Origin of the sequence: Nonomuraea sp. NPDC059023, from assembly GCF_042740095.1 — a bacterium.
Lineage (GTDB): Bacteria > Actinomycetota > Actinomycetes > Streptosporangiales > Streptosporangiaceae > Nonomuraea.
Genome location: NZ_JBHYIO010000060.1, coordinates 1 through 16,176 on the forward strand (window position 1 = coordinate 1; position 16,176 = coordinate 16,176).

General features: G+C 71.1%; 16 protein-coding genes. 6 read left to right on the plus strand and 10 right to left on the minus strand.

Annotated features, from left to right (window positions below):
- A partial coding sequence (locus ACFWYW_RS53800; RefSeq protein WP_379641367.1) for an ATP-binding cassette domain-containing protein occupies positions 1-985 on the minus strand: 985 nt, incomplete at its 3' end.
- 101 nt (positions 986-1,086) lie between these two features.
- Here ACFWYW_RS53800 and ACFWYW_RS53805 point away from each other — a divergent pair.
- Positions 1,087-2,193, plus strand: a complete 1,107-nt coding sequence (locus tag ACFWYW_RS53805) for an epoxide hydrolase family protein (protein WP_379625185.1) — start codon at positions 1,087-1,089, stop codon at positions 2,191-2,193.
- On the opposite strand, the gene ACFWYW_RS53810 is transcribed toward ACFWYW_RS53805, so the two are convergent.
- Positions 2,194-3,396: a cytochrome P450 gene (locus tag ACFWYW_RS53810; protein ID WP_379625187.1), complete on the minus strand. Its 1,203-nt coding sequence runs from the start codon at positions 3,394-3,396 to the stop codon at positions 2,194-2,196.
- Positions 3,397-3,407: 11 nt separating this feature from the next.
- Entirely contained in the window at positions 3,408-3,848 is a 441-nt protein-coding gene (locus ACFWYW_RS53815) for a hypothetical protein (RefSeq protein ID WP_379625189.1), read from the minus strand.
- Between the two features lie 54 nt (positions 3,849-3,902).
- Here ACFWYW_RS53815 and ACFWYW_RS53820 point away from each other — a divergent pair, with 54 nt between their 5' ends.
- The gene (locus ACFWYW_RS53820; RefSeq protein ID WP_379625191.1) at positions 3,903-4,505 is read left to right on the plus strand and encodes a TetR/AcrR family transcriptional regulator; all 603 of its coding nucleotides are present in this window, start codon (positions 3,903-3,905) and stop codon (positions 4,503-4,505) included.
- Between the two features lie 83 nt (positions 4,506-4,588).
- Positions 4,589-6,868 (plus strand): ATP-binding cassette domain-containing protein, encoded by a 2,280-nt coding sequence (locus tag ACFWYW_RS53825; RefSeq protein ID WP_379625193.1) that lies wholly within the window; start codon positions 4,589-4,591, stop codon positions 6,866-6,868.
- Positions 6,869-6,920: 52 nt separating this feature from the next.
- Here the strand turns inward: ACFWYW_RS53825 and ACFWYW_RS53830 are convergent, their stop codons facing one another.
- From ACFWYW_RS53830 to ACFWYW_RS53845, 4 genes are all read right to left on the minus strand, one after another.
- Positions 6,921-8,192 (minus strand): FAD-dependent oxidoreductase, encoded by a 1,272-nt coding sequence (locus tag ACFWYW_RS53830; RefSeq protein ID WP_379625195.1) that lies wholly within the window; start codon positions 8,190-8,192, stop codon positions 6,921-6,923.
- A 95-nt stretch (positions 8,193-8,287) separates the two neighbouring features.
- Positions 8,288-9,991, minus strand: a complete 1,704-nt coding sequence (locus ACFWYW_RS53835; RefSeq protein ID WP_379625197.1) for a DJ-1/PfpI family protein — start codon at positions 9,989-9,991, stop codon at positions 8,288-8,290.
- Positions 9,992-10,081: 90 nt separating this feature from the next.
- Positions 10,082-11,296, minus strand: coding sequence for an amidohydrolase family protein (locus ACFWYW_RS53840; RefSeq protein WP_379625200.1), 1,215 nt, complete (start codon positions 11,294-11,296; stop codon positions 10,082-10,084).
- Positions 11,297-11,319: 23 nt separating this feature from the next.
- Positions 11,320-11,682, minus strand: a complete 363-nt coding sequence (locus ACFWYW_RS53845; protein ID WP_379625202.1) for a hypothetical protein — start codon at positions 11,680-11,682, stop codon at positions 11,320-11,322.
- A gap of 83 nt (positions 11,683-11,765) precedes the next feature.
- Here ACFWYW_RS53845 and ACFWYW_RS53850 point away from each other — a divergent pair, with 83 nt between their 5' ends.
- Entirely contained in the window at positions 11,766-12,188 is a 423-nt protein-coding gene (locus ACFWYW_RS53850) for a MarR family winged helix-turn-helix transcriptional regulator (protein ID WP_379625204.1), read from the plus strand.
- On the opposite strand, the gene ACFWYW_RS53855 is transcribed toward ACFWYW_RS53850, so the two are convergent.
- Positions 12,175-12,672 (minus strand): FBP domain-containing protein, encoded by a 498-nt coding sequence (locus ACFWYW_RS53855; RefSeq protein ID WP_379625206.1) that lies wholly within the window; start codon positions 12,670-12,672, stop codon positions 12,175-12,177. The genes ACFWYW_RS53850 and ACFWYW_RS53855 overlap by 14 nt on opposite strands.
- A gap of 66 nt (positions 12,673-12,738) precedes the next feature.
- On the opposite strand from ACFWYW_RS53855, the gene ACFWYW_RS53860 reads away from it, so the two are divergent.
- Both ACFWYW_RS53860 and ACFWYW_RS53865 read left to right on the plus strand, forming a co-directional pair.
- Complete coding sequence (locus tag ACFWYW_RS53860) at positions 12,739-13,311, plus strand: TetR/AcrR family transcriptional regulator (RefSeq protein ID WP_379625208.1); 573 nt, start codon at positions 12,739-12,741, stop codon at positions 13,309-13,311.
- 254 nt (positions 13,312-13,565) lie between these two features.
- Complete coding sequence (locus ACFWYW_RS53865) at positions 13,566-14,057, plus strand: DUF4158 domain-containing protein (RefSeq protein ID WP_379641369.1); 492 nt, start codon at positions 13,566-13,568, stop codon at positions 14,055-14,057.
- Between the two features lie 86 nt (positions 14,058-14,143).
- Here the strand turns inward: ACFWYW_RS53865 and ACFWYW_RS53870 are convergent, their stop codons facing one another.
- Both ACFWYW_RS53870 and ACFWYW_RS53875 read right to left on the minus strand, forming a co-directional pair.
- Entirely contained in the window at positions 14,144-14,824 is a 681-nt protein-coding gene (locus ACFWYW_RS53870; protein ID WP_379625212.1) for a response regulator, read from the minus strand.
- The gene (locus ACFWYW_RS53875) at positions 14,821-15,975 is read right to left on the minus strand and encodes a sensor histidine kinase (RefSeq protein WP_379625214.1); all 1,155 of its coding nucleotides are present in this window, start codon (positions 15,973-15,975) and stop codon (positions 14,821-14,823) included. Before ACFWYW_RS53875 ends, ACFWYW_RS53870 begins: the two co-directional genes overlap by 4 nt.
- Positions 15,976-16,176 lie beyond the last annotated feature (201 nt).

Genomic DNA, 16,176 nt, shown 5'->3' on the forward strand with positions numbered 1-16,176 from the left:
TGGTGAGGCTGACCGCGCCGAGCGGGGTCCGCCCGCTCGGCGCGGGCTCTGGCAGGCGGATCTTCGCCACTTTGCCGGTACGGCGGGCCGGCCGTACCTCTGCCAGCATGCGGTCGGCCCTGCGGGCCATGTCGCGCGCCCGCGTCGCCGTGGAGGAACGCGCCCGCATCTTGTCCGCCTGCGCGTGCAGGGCGGCGGCCTTGCGTTCTGCCACGGCCCGGTGCCGCGCGTCGCGGCGCTCGCCGGCGGCGCGGTCGGTGAGATAGGTGTGCCAGCCGGTGTTGTGGATCTCCAGCGCGGCGTGCTCCGCCTCGACGTGCCACACCCGGTTGACCACGTCGGCGATCAGCTCCTCGTCATGGCTGATCATGACGAGGCCGCCGGAGTAGCCGGTCAGGAAGCCGCGCAGCCAGGTGACGGAGTCGGCGTCGAGGTGGTTGGTGGGCTCGTCGAGCAGCAGCGTGCCCTGGTCGGCGAACAGGACGCGGGCCAGTTCGACCCGGCGGCGCTGCCCGCCCGACAGGGTGCCGAGCGGCTGCGTCATGGCCCGCTCCGGCAGGCCGAGCCCGGCGGCCACGCGGGCCGCCTCGGCTTCGGCGGGGTAGCCGCCGCGGGCCTGGAACTCGTCGTCCGCGCGGACGTAGCGGGCCATCGCCCGTTCGTCACCGGCGGCCAGGGCCTGCTCGGCGGCGCGCAGCTCGCGTACGGCGGCGTCCATGCCGCGTGCGGACAGGATGCGGTCGGTGACCGTGACGGCGGGGTCGGCGGCGGCCGGGTCCTGCGGGAGGTAGCCGATCGGCCCGGACACGATGATCGTGCCGGCCGCCGGGGGCAGCTGCCCGGCCAGCGTACGCAGGAGGGTGGTCTTGCCCGCGCCGTTGCGGCCGACCAGGCCGACGCGGTCGCCCGGGGCGATGTGGGCGGTGATGCCGGAAAGAAGAAGACGGGCGCCGACGCGCACGTCGACCCCACGGAAGGTGAGCATGGGATGACACTCCGAAACGACTTAAGGACACACGGATGGCGAGGAACGTGTGTGGTAGCTAAGACGTGTAGGGAGTAGACATGCGTCCAGTATAAAGGGCCATGACAATCGAGGCATTCGATATTTCGATCGGCGACGATGTCCTGCTTGACCTGCGGGAACGCCTGAGGCGGACCCTTTACACCACGCCCTCCGACGCGGCCTACTGGGCGGCCGGCGTCGATCCCGGCTATCTGCGCGAACTCGTTACCTACTGGGCCGGGGAGTTCGACTGGCGGGCGGCCGAGGCGAGGCTCAACGCCTTCCCCCAGTTTCTCGCCGACGTGGGCGGGCGCAAGGTGCACTTCGTTCACCTGCGCGCCGAGCGGCCGGACGGCGCCCTGCCGCTGGTGCTGACCCACGGCTGGCCGAGCAGTTTCGTGGAGATGCTGCGGGTGGCGCCGTTGCTGACCGGGCGGTTCGACGTGGTGATCCCGTCGCTGCCCGGATTCCTGTTCTCCGAGCTGCCGGAGGGGGCGTTCACACGGCGCGGCGTCGCCGAGACCTGGCACGAGCTGATGACCGGCGTGCTGGGTTACGAGCGCTTCGGCGCGTTCGGCGGTGACATCGGCGGCGGCGTGACCCAGTGGCTCGGCGCGTTGTTCCCCGAATCGGTGGCCGGCGTGCACGTGACCTCCGCCGTCCTCACCACCGACTTCGGTCAGCGGCCCGCGACGCCGGAGGAGCAGGCCTACCTCGACCACCTGGCCGCCTACGACGAGCGCGACCAGGGCTACAGCGAGATCATGTGGACCCGCCCCGACACGATCGCCGCCGCGCTGGCCGACTCCCCCGCCGGGCTGGCCGCCTGGATCATCGACAAGTACCGCGACTGGAGCGACTGCGACGGCGACCTCGAGAAGCGCTGGGACAAGGACACCCTGTGCACCGTCGCCACCCTCTACTGGGCCACCGGCACCATCGGCTCCTCCTTCCGCCAGTACTACGACTACCCGAACAACCGGCCCGTCCCGCCGATCTCCGTCCCGGCGGCGATCACGCTCAGCAACGAGCCCGCGTACACCGGACTGCCCCGCTCGCTGCCGGAGCGGCTGTGCTCCGACCTGCGGCACTGGAGCACGCCGGGCCGGGGCGGGCACTTCATGGCCCATGAGGAGCCCGAGCAGGTCGCGCGCGAGATCACGGAGTTCTTCGGCGCGCTGCGCTGATCAGACGGAGACGAGCAGGCGTTCCGGGCCGCGCAGGTTCATGCGGCCGTTCATCTCCACCTCGCCGTCGAAGGCGAGGGCGGGGAAGCGGGTGACCAGGCGTTCGATCGCGACCCTGCCCTCCAGCCTGGCCAGGGCGGGGCCGAGGCAGTAGTGGACGCCGGCGCCGAAGGAGACGTGGTTGCGCGCCTGCTCGCGTTCGATGCGCAGTTCCTCGGCGTCGCTTCCCCAGAAGCGGGCGTCGCGGTTGGCCGAGGCGAGGCAGGCCAGCACGAAGCTGCGCGGCGGGATCGTCCTGCCGCCCACCGTGTACGGCTCCAGCGTGATGCGCCGGGTCTGCTGGACGGGGCTGTCGAAGCGGAGGAACTCCTCGATCGCGTTGGCGGCCAGCTCGGGGCGTTCGCGCAGCAGGGCGAGCTGGGCGGGGTTGCGCAGCAGGGCGGTGACGCCGTTGGCGATGAGGTTCATCGTGGTCTCGTGGCCGGCGACGTAGAGCAGGGCGACCTGGGCGATCAGCTCGTCGTCGCTGAGCCTGTCGCCGTCCTGCTCGGCGGCGATGAGGGCGGTGAGCAGGTCCTGGGCCGGGTGGGCGCGTTTCCAGGCGAGCGCCTCGCGGATGACCCGCGTCATCTCGCCGCCGGCCTTGGACACGGTCGCCAGCAGCTCCTGGTCGGCGACCGGTTCCAGGGTGCGGACCAGCAGGCCGCTCAGGTCGCGGATGCGGGCGTGGTCGGCGTCCGGCATGCCGAGCAGCTTGGAGATGACCGCGAACGGCAGCGGGAAGGCCAGAGTCGCCATGAGGTCGGCCCGGCCGGCGGCCTGGATCTCGTCGAGCATGGAGTCGACCAGCTCGGTGATCTCCGGCTCCAGCGCCGCGACCTTGCGCGGGGTGAACACCTTGCCGACCAGTGAGCGCAGCCGGGTGTGGTCGGGCGGGTCGCGGTCGAGCATGGACATCCCGAGCACGTTGTCGCCCGCGTGGGCGAGCTGGTCGCGCTGGTCGCGGACCGGGCCGGGGTCGAGCTTGCGGTCGTCCACGGACAGGCCGGCACGCAGGAGGCCGGCGATGTCCTCGTACCCGCTCAGGACCCAGAAGCCGAACGGGCTCTCGTGCACCGGCTCGGACTCGCGCAGCCTGCGGTAGGCGGGATACGGGTCGTCGGTGAAGCCGGGCTCGAACGGGTTGAACAGCAGTTCCGTCATCGGAGAACTCCTCACGCGGTGGATGTGCGGGCGACGGACCACCGGCAGCGGCGGCGTTGGGACGGGGGTCGCGGCAGCCGTACCGCGTGGACTCCCGTCGCGGCGTGCAGCGTGCGGCGGTGGTGCGCGTCCAGGTCGGCGAGGGCGGGACGGCCCGCGTGGGCGTCCAGAAGGAACCTCGCTCCTGGCATGGCGGCGGACAGGTCGAGCCACAGGGCGGTCAGCGCGGCGTCGATGTCGGGCGGCCAGTCCTCGAGCAGGGCGTCGAGGCGGGCGTCGAAGGCCCGGTACCAGCGCAGTTGCACCTCGCGCAGGAGCCCGTCGAAGTCCCCGAACTCCGCCGTCACCCGCGTTGCCAGCTCGCCGGTGACGAAGGGGCGGCCGGTCGCGGCGATGTCGGCGAGTACGGCGTGCACGAGCTGATGGCGTTGGCGCGACGATTCCCACGACATCGGTGACCTACTTAGCGTCGGAAACATACACTGCGTATGTCGTATACTCCGCGTATGCCTCCTGTCAAGAGCCGCCGGGAGCAGTACTCCCAGGCGACCAAGGCCGCGCTGCTCGAAGCGGCAACCCGTCGATTCGCCGACCATGGCTTCGCCGCCACCGCGCTGGAAGACGTCGCGGCCGACATCGGCGCCAGTCGTGGCGCGGTCTACCACCACTTCGCCAACAAGTCGGCGCTCTTCGAGGCGGTGCTCGACCTGCTGGAGAAGGAGATGATCCGCCAGGTGGTCGAGGCGACTGCGAGCGCCGGCAGCCCGTGGCAGGCGGCGATGGCGGCGACCGAGCAGTTCCTGGAGTGCTGCTGCGACCCGGTGTACGGGCGGGTCGCCTGGCAGGAGGCGCCGCAGGCACTGGGCTGGCACCGGTGGAAGGAGTTCGAGGCGGAGTACGCCTACGGGCTGATCGAGACGCTGATCGCCTCGCTGGTCGAGGCCGGGGAGCTTCCGGCCATGCCGACGGAGCCGATGACGCGCATCACCTTCCACATCCTGGGCGCGGCGGGGATCGCGCTCGCCGAGGCGCCGGAGGCGGACAAGCAGCGGGTGAAGGCCGACTACCTGCTGACCATCACGCACCTGCTCGGCGGGGCTCGACTTTGATGGCAGGTTGAAGGTTTCCGCGCATTCACCTCGGTATTTTCCAGGAAACCTTTCACGGCAAGGTCAATGGAATAATTCAAGACATGCAGCCTTCGGACTACGACGCCGCAGACAACCACGACCTCATCCAGGTCCGTGGAGCCCGAGAGAACAATCTGAAGGGGGTCTCCCTCGATCTGCCCAAGCGCCGGCTCACCGTCTTCACCGGTGTGTCCGGGTCGGGGAAGTCCTCGCTCGTCTTCGACACGATCGCGGCCGAGTCGCGCCGGTTGATCAACGAGACCTACACCGCGTTCATCCAAGGTTTCATGCCGCCGCTGTCGCGGCCCGAGGTGGAGTCGCTGCACAACCTGAGCGCCGCCATCATCGTCGACCAGGAGCGGATGGGGGCCAACGCCCGTTCGACGGTCGGCACGGCGACGGACGCGTACACGATGCTCCGGATTCTGTTCAGCCGGCTGGGCGAGCCGTTCGTCGGGCCCGCCCCGCACTTCAGCTTCAACCGGGCCGAGGGCATGTGCCCGGCGTGCGAGGGCCTGGGCAAGGTCACCGACATCGACGTCGACGAGCTGATCGACAAGGACAAGACGCTCAACGAGGGCGCGGTCACCGCCCCCGGCTACGCCGTCGACACCTGGTACTGGCAGATCATCGTCAACTCCGGCTTCTTCTCCCCCGACCGCAGGCTCAGGGACTTCACCCCCGAGGAGTGGCAGCTGCTCCTGTACGCGCCGGTCACCAAGGTCAAGGTCGGCACGAGCAACCTCACCTACGAGGGCCTGGTCCCCAAGATCAGGAAGCAGTTCATCGGCAAGGAGCGCGACTCCATGCAGTCGGCCGCGCGCGCCTTCGCCGACCGCGCCATCAAGCTCGGCACCTGCGCGGACTGCGGCGGCTCCCGCCTCAACCAGGCCGCGCTGTCCTGCCTCATCGACGGCCGCAACATCGCCGACTGCTCCTCCATGCAGATCAACGACCTGGCCGAGTTCGTCCGCGGGCTCAAGGGATCCGGCGTCGGGCCGATGATCGACACCCTCGCCACGACACTCGACTCGCTGGTCGAGATCGGCCTCGGCTACCTCAGCCTCGACCGCGAATCCGGGACGCTGTCGGGCGGCGAGTCGCAGCGCGTCAAGATGGTCAGGCACCTCAGCTCGCCCCTGACCGACGTCACCTACGTCTTCGACGAGCCCACCGCCGGCCTGCACCCGCACGACATCCAGCGCATGAACGACCTCCTGCTCCAGCTCCGCAACAAGGGCAACACGGTCCTGGTCGTCGAGCACAAGCCGGAGACCATCGAGATCGCCGACCACGTCGTCGACCTCGGCCCCGGCGCCGGTTCCGCGGGCGGCGAACTCTGCTACGCCGGCGACCTCGACGGGCTGCGCGCCTCAGGCACCCTGACCGGCCGCTACCTCGACCATCGGGTACGGCTACGCGAGACGTTCCGCGCCCCGGCCGGTCACCTGCCCGTCACCGGCGCCACCCTCCACAACCTCAGGGACGTCGACGTCGACATCCCGCTGGGCGTGCTGACGGTCGTCACCGGCGTGGCCGGATCGGGCAAGAGCTCGCTCATCCACGGTTACGTGTCCGGCGGCGACGGCGTGGTCGTCGCCGACCAGTCGCCGATCCGCGGCTCCCGGCGCAGCAACCCGGCGACCTACACCGGCGTCCTGGACCCCATCCGCGCCGCCTTCGCCAAGGCCAACGGCGTCAAGCCCGGCCTCTTCAGCGCCAACTCGGAAGGCGCCTGCCCGGCCTGCAAGGGCATCGGCATGATCTACACCGACCTGATGATGATGGCCGACGTCGGCTCGGTCTGCGACGAGTGCGACGGCAAGCGGTTCACGGCCGAGGTGCTGTCGTACCGGCTGCGCGGCAAGAACATCAGCGAGGTCCTGTCCATGTCCGCGGAGGAGGCCCGCGACTTCTTCACCACCGGCCAGGCCAGGACGATCCTCGAGCGCCTGAACGCGGTCGGCCTCGGCTATCTCGGCCTCGGCCAGCCCCTGACCACCCTGTCCGGCGGCGAACGCCAGCGCCTCAAGCTCGCCATCCACATGGCCAAGAACGGCTCCACCTACATCCTCGACGAACCCACCACCGGCCTGCACCTGGCCGACGTGGACCAGCTCCTCGCTCTGCTGGACCGGCTGGTAGACGACGGCAACACGGTCATCGTCATCGAACACCACCAGGCCGTCATGGCCCACGCCGACTGGATCATCGACCTGGGTCCGGGCGCCGGACACGACGGCGGCCAGATCGTCTTCTCCGGCACCCCGGCCGACCTCATCGGCCAGGGCTCCTCCCTGACCGCCCAGCACCTGCGCAAGTACGTGAGCGCCGGCACCTGATCGACCTGCTCACCCGCCTCGTCGGCGAGCACCCCTGACGCGGCCCGGGACGTCAGGCCGGGGAAACGATCCCGCCGGTCAGCTCGCGCAGCCGGGCGGCACCCGGCGTCAGCAGCTCCGCGACGGCGAGCGCCGACCTGACCGCGCTCTCCTGGCTGTCGCTGCCGGTCAGATGGCTGCCCGCCAGGTAGATCCCGCCCTGTCCCTGGCGGGCGGCCAGCGTGGCGCGGGCCCGTACGGCCGCCGGGGTGACGACGAGCTGGCGGAAGGAGCGCTGGGCGACGACCTCGGCGGGCGGGCGGTCGCGGTAGGTGATCCAGCTCTTGAACACGTCCACCCCGAGGGCCGGGCCGTACCAGTGGGCGGCCTCCGCCCAGCCGTCGTGCACCTGCAGGTTCACCGCCGACCAGTGCCGGCGGTCGGCGGGCTGGTAGGCGGGGTCCAGGTGGACGGCGACCTCGGCCGGCGTGTACGTGAACGCGCCCAGCGCCAGCCGTAGCCGATGCGTGCCCGCCAGCGGGGACAGCAGCGACAGCGCCGCGGGCGCGGGCAGGGCCAGCACCACGCAGTCGGCCACGACCGCGCGGCCCGCGGCGTCCACGACCTCGAACCGCCCGTGGTCGCGGCGCAGCGCGCCGACGGGTGAGCCGGTGCGGACCGCTCCAGGCGGCAGCGCGTCCGCCAGCCTCCTGGTCACGTCCTGGCTGCCGGGGACGAGGGCCGACCACAGCGGCGCGTGCTCCCCGGAGGCGGCCGACACGCTCAGGCAGAACTCGATCGCCGCCCGCGCCGACACCTCGGGCGCCTGCTCGTTGGCGCATCGGACGTGGTGGGCCAGCAACGGGTAGAGCAGCCAGTCCTTGGTCTCGCGCGCGAGCGGCAGCGGCTCGACCAGCTCGGCCAGCGGGATCTCCCAGCTCGGATCGGTCGCCTGGAACTTCGCCGCGGCGGCCAGAAACGTTTCCAGCGCCTTCCACGGCCGTCCCGTCACCGGTGCGCGATCACCGCGCCGCTCGTCGGGCAGGTGCGGGGTGACCAGCATCGGCGCCGCCCGGTCCGGCCCGGTCACGGTGAGCGTGAGCGGCGCGGGGGCGAGGTCGGCGCCGGACAGTCCCAGCAGCCGCAGCAGCCGGCCGTGCGCGGGAAAGCCGGTCGGTGAGAGGTACTGCGCGCCGAGGTCGACGGTGACGCCTTCGGCCCGCACGCTGTGGGCCTGCCCGCCGGCGTGCCGGGCCGCTTCGAGCACGACCACCTCGTGCTCGTCGTTCAGCAGCCACGCGGTGGTCAGACCCGCCAGCCCACCTCCCACGATCGCGATCCGCATGCGTCACCCCTATGGCAGGCCTCTGACGAACAGTCAGAAGAAGAGTCAACCCACCACACTAGGCCGCATCCGCGGAAATGCCCACGCCTTGGGCCCTACCGGCTCCCCCGGCGGCCGAGCGCCCAGCGCACCGCCCGGCGGCCGGCGACGGCCGCGACGGCGCCCAGAAGCAGGAGCACCAGCAGGACGATCGTCGCCGGCCACAACCAGCCGCTGCCGCGCAGGTCCACGTCCATCACGGGGTACTCCAGCGTCTTGGCCGCCCACCGGGCGGTCGGCACGTCGTAGGTGCGGGCGATGTCACGCAGGACCGGGTCGAAGGCGAACTCGGCGCCGGTGTGCAGATACACCGCGCCCGCCTCCCGGCCCCGGGCGGCGGCCGTACCGGGTACCAGCAGACGGTCCAGCCCGCCGGCGTCGCGGGCGCGCGGGACGAACGTCAGGCCGTGCCGCGACCTGATCGGCCCCTCTCCGACCGCGACCGTCCGCCCGATCATGGAGTGTTCGGTGTACGTCGCGAACGCCGAGGCCAGCTCCAGCTCCCCCGTCCCCTCGACCAGCCGGACGCCGATGGCGGAAGGACCGACCTGGTAGGAGGAGTTCAGGGCGACGACGGCCACGTCCGCCGGTTCCCAGCTGGAGACCGGGACGGACCCGGACCCGCCGGGCGTGTAGTGGCGCCAGTGGACCCGGCGGGCGGCCTCGCGGGCCGCGTCCATGCCGGCCAGCCGTTCCAGGACACGCAGCCCGCCGTCGATCCCGGACAGCACGCCGGCCGTGGAGATGACCTCGCCGTCGTCCACGTAGCGGCGGCCGCCGACCCAGCCGACCTTGCCGTAGTCCGCGCGCAGCTCGGGCAGCCGCCACCAGTGGGAGGTCGCGGGCCGGCCGTCCAGCAGTCCGCTGGCCGCCAGCGTGCGGGCCCCCGCGCACACGCTGACGGCCAGCGCCCCTGCCGCCGCCTGCCGGCGTAGCCACGCGGTGATCGCGCCGAGCTCGGCCGGGTGGTTGAGGGCGGGGACGACGACGGCGTCGAGGGTGTCGCGCCGCTCGGCCAGCCGCCGGTCCAGCTCGCCGAAGGTCAGGTCGGGCACCAGGTCGAGACCGCCGGTCAGCGGCACCAGCCGGGCTCCGGGCGAGACGACGTAGGTGTTGACGCGGCCGGAGCCGGCCAGCACCTCGTACGGGCCGAGCAGGTCGCCGGCGTTGGTGCCGCCGCCGCTGACCAGCAGGGCCACGGTGGGCTTGGCCGGGTCGTGCCTGGCCTGGTTGCCCGCCGGCCGTACCGTGACCGCGTCGGCGCGGGCGGCGTACAGACCGGCGAACTTCCCCGCGGTGTTCACCCCCGAGACCGACGCGGGGATCAGCAGCGCGACCAGCACGACCCCCGCGCGCCCGAACCAGCGAGGATCCAGCCGATGCTCATGGTTCAGGTACTGCTCGCGCCGCCACAGCATGACCGCCGCCATGGCGACGAACATGAGCACGTGCCCGATCGTCATCACCAGATGGCCGGACATCACCCCTAACCAGTACGGGACGAGCAACAGGAGGAACGGGGCGATCATGGCCACGCTCATCTCGGCGATGGCGGGCCAGGCGTGGTGGCGTACGCGCATCCACAGCGCCATGCCGACGGTCATGTCGGCGGCCATGATGAGGACGTCGACGTCGGTTCTGCGGGTTCCGGGCAGGACCGCGTCCCACAGCAGGCCGAGCAGCAGCATGCCGGCGAGCATCGCGACGGCCATCTCGAGGTAGTGCAGTCCGAATCGCAGCCATCTCTTCGTCTGAGTCATGACTCGACTATCGGAGCGGGCGGGGCCGTACCCCAGGAATGGGCGTGCGCAGGTCCGGAATCTTGGGTGACCGGTCTTTCCTGCCGTGGGTCAGCGCGGCTGGCGTACGCCGCGGCGCCAGACCTCGGCGATGGCGCGCGTGGCGGTGATGCCGCGGGTCGGGTCGCCGTCGACCAGGACGAGGTCGGCGCGCAGGCCGGGCAGGATGCTTCCGCGGTCGGTGAGTCCGAAGTGGAGCGCGGGCAGGCGGGTGGCGGCGGCCAGCGCCTGCTGGGGGGTGAGGCCGGCCTCGACCAGCAGTAGCAGTTCGCGGTGCATGCTCGCGCCGTGCAGCGGGGTGAAGAAGTTCGCGTCGGTGCCGGCCAGCAGGGCGACTCCCGCGCGGTGCAGGACGGCGGCCGTACTCAGGGCGTTGACGACGCCCTGCGGATGGACGGGGACGACCGAGTGGTCGCGGTCGAGCGCCGCTCTGGCCTGCTCGGGCAGGCGGGCGGCGATCCGCTCGTCACGCACGAGCTCGGCGCCGCGCGGGTCCTGGGTGATCGACTCGATGTACGCCAGCGTGCTGACCACGAAGACGCCCTGCCCGGCGGCGCGGGCGGCCAGCTCTTCGGTCACCGGGTCGCCGGGCGCGCTGTCGTGGAAGACGTGGGCCAGGCCGTCGATGCCGGCGTCCAGCGCGATGGCGGTGTCGCGGGCGGTGGCGACGTGCGCGATCGTCCGCAGCCCCGCCGCGTGCCCCGCCTCGACCAGGGCCTCGACCACGTCCGGGCCGATCACCGGCAGGTCGAGCCCGGCGCTCGTGCCGTTGTCGATCACGATCTTCAGGTAGTCGGCGCCCTCGGCCACCCGCGCCGCCACGAACGCCTTGGCCTGCCCGGCGTCGGCGATCGTGTCGAAGGGGCCCACCGCGTCGCCGAGCCAGTCGAGCGCGCCGCCCTCGGCGGCCATGATCTGGCTCGGGTGCCCGCCGGGTGCGGTGGCCAGCACGCCGGAGCTGCGCAGGTCGGCCACGTCGTCGCGCTCGGCCGCCAGCCGGCGCTGGCGGGCGAGGTTGCCGGGCAGGCAGAACATGTCGAGCTCGGTGGTCACGCCGAACGTGAGCGCCTGGGCGAGCATGCCGTCGGAGACGTGCACGTGGGCGTCGATCAGGCCGGGCAGCAGGGTCTTGCCCGTCCCGTCGATCTCCACGTCGGCGCGCAGCCCGTCGGGCTCGGCGATCCGGTCGCCGACGATCAGGACATCGGATTTGGGGAGGATGCGCTCGCCGGTGAAGACGCGGGCGCCACGGATCAGAGTACGCATACGTCTGATAGTACGACCTCAAACTATCTGGTGTCGAATTTGCGGCGGACGATCACGACGACCAGCAGCACGATGGCCAGCACGTCGAACGGCGCGCCGAGCGTGTCCCCGAACCGCTCGGGCCCGAGCAGGACCAGGAAGGTCGCCTTGGTCACGATGGCCGCGGCGGCGACCGGGATCCGGGCCAGGGGCTGGAAGGCGGCCCAGACGAGCGCGGCGCCCAGCGCCGCCTGCAGCATGCCGCGGTGTTGCAGCAGCGCCAGGGCCATCGGGTCGGACGGCACCGCCATGCCGTACGCGGTGATCAGGGACGCGGGCACGAACAGGGCGGCGACCGGCGTGGCGGTGATCACGCCGAGTACCACCAGGATGATCCTGTCCAACATGTTCCCTCATTCTGATTATCAGTAGAGCTGATTATCAGCATAAGGAATCGATGTGCCCGCGTGAAGGCCCTAGATTGGGGTTCATGGAGCCACGCCTCGACACCCAGACGGGCTACCTGCTCGTCAAGCTCGGAGCCCAGGCCGGGGCGCGGTTCGACGGCGTGCTGGCGCCGCTGGGCCTGCGCGGCCGGCACGTGCGGGTGATCGAGGAGATGCGCGGCGCCAGTCACTCGCAGCAGGAGTTGTGCCAGGCCACCGGCCTGGACCGGACCACGATGGTGGCCGTGCTGGACGACCTGGAGCAGCGCGGGTACGCCCGCCGCTCGCGCAGCACGGCGGACCGGCGCAAGCACGTGGTGACGCTCACCGGCGCGGGCGAGCGCGCGTTCAAGGAGGCGGCGCGGGTGCTCGCCGAGGCGCAGGAGGCCTTTCTCGCTCCGCTGAGCGCCGGGGAACGCGACCAGTTGCACGACCTCGTCGAGCGGCTGCGGCTTACGACAGGGTGACCTTCTCCAGGAACGCGTTGACGTTGGCCACGGTCCGCTCGGCCAGCTGGTCCAGCGTCAGCGACTCGTGCAGCCGCGCGCCGGGCCCGGCGTCCTTCTTGCCGCGCAGGTAGAGGGAGCAGGCCAGGTCGGTGCACATGTAGGCGCCCACGGAGTTGCCCTGCTGGCCGCCCTTCCCGGCTCTGCGCGCGGTCAGCAGGGACACGCCGTCGCCCATGTGGCTGGTCAGGCAGATGGAGCACATGCTGCGCCGTACGTGCCGGGCGTTCGGCGCGGCGCGGCGCAGCGCGACCCCCGCGAACGTCACGCCGTCGTCGGCGACGAGATAGGCCCGCTCGGGCGCGGCGGGGTCCTGCCAGCCGAGAAAGTCCAGGTCATCCCAAGGCCGCTCGGCCAGATCCCTGGGTACGGCCAGCCGTTTGGCCTCCCCCTTGCTGCAGTTGACGAAGGAGGCACGGATCTCACGCTCGGTCAGTGGTCTCATACCGGCGAAGCTAACTTTTCCTAGAGATACTATGCAAATGATTAATCCCTCTAGGAAGATGGTCACATGGCACGCGTGGGACTGAGCGCCGACCGCCTGACCAGGGCGGGCGCGGAACTGGCCGACGAGATCGGCTTCGAGAACGTGACCGTCTCCGCGCTCGCGCGCAGGTTCGGCGTCAAGGACGCCAGCCTGTACTCCCACATCAGGAACGCCCAGGACCTACGCGTACGGATGGCCGCCCTGGCCCTGGCCGAGATGGCCGAGCGGGCCGCCGCCGCGCTGGCCGGCCGCTCGGGCAAGGACGCGCTGGCCGCCTTCGCCAACGCCTACCGCGACTACGCCACGGAACACCCCGGCCGCTACGCCGCCGCCCAGATCGAGATCGACCCCGAGGGCCCCGCCGCCGACGCCGCCCGCCGGCACTCGGCGATGGCCCGCGCCATCCTGCGCGGCTACGCGCTGCCCGAGCCCGACGAGACCGACGCGGTACGCCTGCTGCACAGCACCTTCCACGGCTACGTCAGCCTGGAGCGGACCGGCGGCTTCAGCCACGGCGCCCGCGACTCCGGCGCCTCCTGGGCCCGCATCCTCGACACCCTCCACTCGCTGCTCACGACCTGGCCGGCAGGAAGGTGAAACAGTCGACCTTCCAGCCGTCCTTGACGAGGTCGCTGTGGGCGACGACCCGCCGGGTGAATCCCGGAGTTGAGGAACCTGCGGACAGCCGTTGGCGGTACCCGCGAGTAACTTAGCTGGACGCTTCGGCAGGTCGTCTTGCGGTTGATCATTTCCGTTCAGGATCTAGATGTGTGGTGTGCCTACGGTCGTCGGTCAGGCCTGCGGAGTTTTTGTCTGATGAGCAGAGGACGGCGTACGCGACGTTCGGTGAGATGCCATCGCTGCCGATCGGGACGGTCCGGCATAAAGGTCTGTTCCTGGAGGACCCCCTGCAGGTGCCGTGGCCGGTGGTGGACTACCTGGCCGAGCAGTTGGGCATCGGTGACCCGTCGCAGGTGAAGAGGTACGGGGAGCGGCCGACGACGGTCTACGAGCACGCCTGGATGATCCGGGATGCCTACGGCTACCGCGGCTTCGACGAAGTCGTGGGAGGGCCGGGTGCTGTCGAAGCGGTTCCGGACGTTCCTGCACGGCGGGCATGGACGCATGCCGAGGGGTCGACGGCGTTGTTCGATCAGTCGGTGGCGTGGCTGCGGCGGCATCGGGTGCTGCTGCCCGGGGTGACGGTACTGGAGCGGCTGGTCGGCTCGGTGCGGGAGCGGGCTTATGCCATCGTTTCCTCCGCACCCACCGACGGCCTGCGCCAACTCGGCGAGACCCCCGAGCAGCCCGAGGACAAGGGCGCAGTGGATGAGGGCGTATAGACCTCCGGAGCTTTGCGCCGATGGCGCTGGCGCCGGAAACCCCCGCGTTTCCGAAAGGCGGGAAGCATCGGCTATATCGGCCGTGATCACGTCCCCGGCGGCGTGGTCAGTCCATGTTCCTGGGCGAGGATCGCCGCCTGTACGCGATTGGCCAGCCCGAGCCGTCCAAGTAGGCGGTTGACGCGTCCTTTGACGCCGGTCTGGGTGAGGTTCAGGGCTTGGGCGATCTCGGCGTTGGAGAGCCCGCGGGCCAGCAGGTTCAGGACGTCGAGTTCTCGTTCGGTGAGGGCGGCGAGAGCCTCGGGTACGGCCTTGGGAGAGGGCGGCGGGGTCGCGGCGAAGGTGGCGATGAGGCGCCGCGTGACGGTGGGGGCCAGCATCGCCTCGCCGGCGGCGACTACGCGGACGGCTTCGGCGAGCTGGTCGGGGGTGGCGTTCTTGAGCATGAAGCCGCTGGCTCCGGCCCGTAGTGCGTCGTGGACGTACTCGTCGAGGTCGAAGGTGGTCAGGATGAGTACGCGGGGGCAGGGCTCGGGGTGTGGCCACTCGGTGAGGATGCGGCGGGTGGCGTCGACGCCGGTGAGGCCGGGCATGCGCACGTCCATGAGGATGACGTCGGGGCGCAGGTCGAGGGCGGCGGCGATGGCTTGTTCGCCGTCGCGGGCCTCGCCGGCGACGGTGAAGCCGGGGCGGCGGGCGAGGGTGGCTTTGAGGATGGCGCGGATGAGTTCCTGGTCGTCGGCGATCAGCAGCCGGATCGGGGTCATGTCTCCTGCCAAGTAAGGGCGGCTTCGACGCGCCAGCCGCCCTCGGGCGTACGGCCGGCGCTGAAGGTGCCCTCGAAGAGGGCGGTGCGCTCGCGCATGCCGATCAGGCCGAGCCCGGAGCCCTGCGGGGCCGGAGGCCGGAGGCGCGAAGGTGGGCCATTGATGACGGTCACGGTCAGTCTTCCCGGCGCCTGGCGCAGGGTCAGGTCGACGGTGGTGGCGCCCGCGTGCTTGAGCACGTTGGTGAGCGCCTCCTGGATGATGCGATAGGCGGTGATCTGCACGGCGTCCGGGGCGGTGAGGCTGCTGGGTACGGTGATCTCCACCCGGCACCCGGCGGCGTTCAACGGGGCGGTGAGAGCGTCGAGGTGGGCCAGGGAGGGCTGCGGGCCGTCGTGGTCGTCGGTCAGCAGGCCGACCATTCTGCGCATCTCGGTCAGGGCGGTGTCGGCCGAGGTTCCGATCACGGCCAGGCCGGGTTCCTCCGGCAGGGTCTCGGCGGTGGAGCGGGCCTGCATGGCGATGACGCTGACGTGGTGGGCGATCAGGTCGTGCAGGTCGCGGGCGATGCGGGCGCGTTCGGCCGCGACAGCGCGCCTGGTGCTGCGCTCCTGCTCGGCGCGCAGACGTACCGCATAGAGGTGGGTACGGCGGTGCGCGAACCCCAGCGACCACGCTCCCGCGGAGATCGCGAGCAGGAGCAGAAGGGCCGTGACACTCCAGCCCGGGTCGGTGGATGGCGGCATGCCGAGCCAGGTCCGGATCAGGTCGGGCAGAAGGAGGGTGGCGGCCACGAGGGGAATCGCCGCCGCGCTGAGCGGCGGGCGGGCATGGCGGGCAACGGCGTATCCGGCGAAGGCCACGAACAGTCCGCCGGTGTGATCGTCCGGCGGCGCGGTCACGCCCTGAACCAGGCTCAACGTGCTCACCAGAGCCAGGACCGTCCAGGGGTGGGTGCGCCGCCAGAGCAGCGGCACCACCTGCGCCACGATCAGCGCGGGCCTCAGGAGGCCGTCGTCGGTGCTGTAGTCGGCCCAGACCAGCACGTCGAAGGCGATCAACGTGCTCACCAAGAGGAGATCAGCCGCGCGCGGATGCCCGGTCAGCCACCGCCGCAGCGCGGACACGGACGCCGGCACCTGGGTTGTCATGGGAGGCACCAGCCTAAACGAGCTCCGACTTAGGTCGCGTATCCAAAGACACGCGGCCGCGTCCGGCTCCTTCCGCGGGCTCTGCCCCGGATCGGTCTCTGGGCCGATTTTCCCGGTCAACGGCGCTTCTAGGGTCGAACCATCCCCATGAACGAGCGGGCCGCAGACGGCGCCGCCGTACCGATGTGTGAGAAAGGCGAA

What these genes read in the sequence shown, in the direction of transcription:
- ACFWYW_RS53815 (WP_379625189.1), bottom strand. Translation starts at nt 3,848, where the DNA reads ATGTCGTGGGAATCGTCGCGCCAACGCCATCAGCTCGTGCACGCCGTA.
- ACFWYW_RS53865 (WP_379641369.1), top strand. Translation starts at nt 13,566, where the DNA reads ATGCCATCGCTGCCGATCGGGACGGTCCGGCATAAAGGTCTGTTCCTG.
- ACFWYW_RS53825 (WP_379625193.1), top strand. Translation starts at nt 4,589, where the DNA reads ATGCAGCCTTCGGACTACGACGCCGCAGACAACCACGACCTCATCCAG.
- ACFWYW_RS53875 (WP_379625214.1), bottom strand. Translation starts at nt 15,975, where the DNA reads ATGACAACCCAGGTGCCGGCGTCCGTGTCCGCGCTGCGGCGGTGGCTG.
- ACFWYW_RS53870 (WP_379625212.1), bottom strand. Translation starts at nt 14,824, where the DNA reads ATGACCCCGATCCGGCTGCTGATCGCCGACGACCAGGAACTCATCCGC.
- ACFWYW_RS53850 (WP_379625204.1), top strand. Translation starts at nt 11,766, where the DNA reads ATGGAGCCACGCCTCGACACCCAGACGGGCTACCTGCTCGTCAAGCTC.
- ACFWYW_RS53810 (WP_379625187.1), bottom strand. Translation starts at nt 3,396, where the DNA reads ATGACGGAACTGCTGTTCAACCCGTTCGAGCCCGGCTTCACCGACGAC.
- ACFWYW_RS53855 (WP_379625206.1), bottom strand. Translation starts at nt 12,672, where the DNA reads ATGAGACCACTGACCGAGCGTGAGATCCGTGCCTCCTTCGTCAACTGC.
- ACFWYW_RS53845 (WP_379625202.1), bottom strand. Translation starts at nt 11,682, where the DNA reads ATGTTGGACAGGATCATCCTGGTGGTACTCGGCGTGATCACCGCCACG.
- ACFWYW_RS53860 (WP_379625208.1), top strand. Translation starts at nt 12,739, where the DNA reads ATGGCACGCGTGGGACTGAGCGCCGACCGCCTGACCAGGGCGGGCGCG.
- ACFWYW_RS53820 (WP_379625191.1), top strand. Translation starts at nt 3,903, where the DNA reads ATGCCTCCTGTCAAGAGCCGCCGGGAGCAGTACTCCCAGGCGACCAAG.
- ACFWYW_RS53805 (WP_379625185.1), top strand. Translation starts at nt 1,087, where the DNA reads ATGACAATCGAGGCATTCGATATTTCGATCGGCGACGATGTCCTGCTT.
- ACFWYW_RS53840 (WP_379625200.1), bottom strand. Translation starts at nt 11,296, where the DNA reads ATGCGTACTCTGATCCGTGGCGCCCGCGTCTTCACCGGCGAGCGCATC.
- ACFWYW_RS53835 (WP_379625197.1), bottom strand. Translation starts at nt 9,991, where the DNA reads ATGACTCAGACGAAGAGATGGCTGCGATTCGGACTGCACTACCTCGAG.
- ACFWYW_RS53830 (WP_379625195.1), bottom strand. Translation starts at nt 8,192, where the DNA reads ATGCGGATCGCGATCGTGGGAGGTGGGCTGGCGGGTCTGACCACCGCG.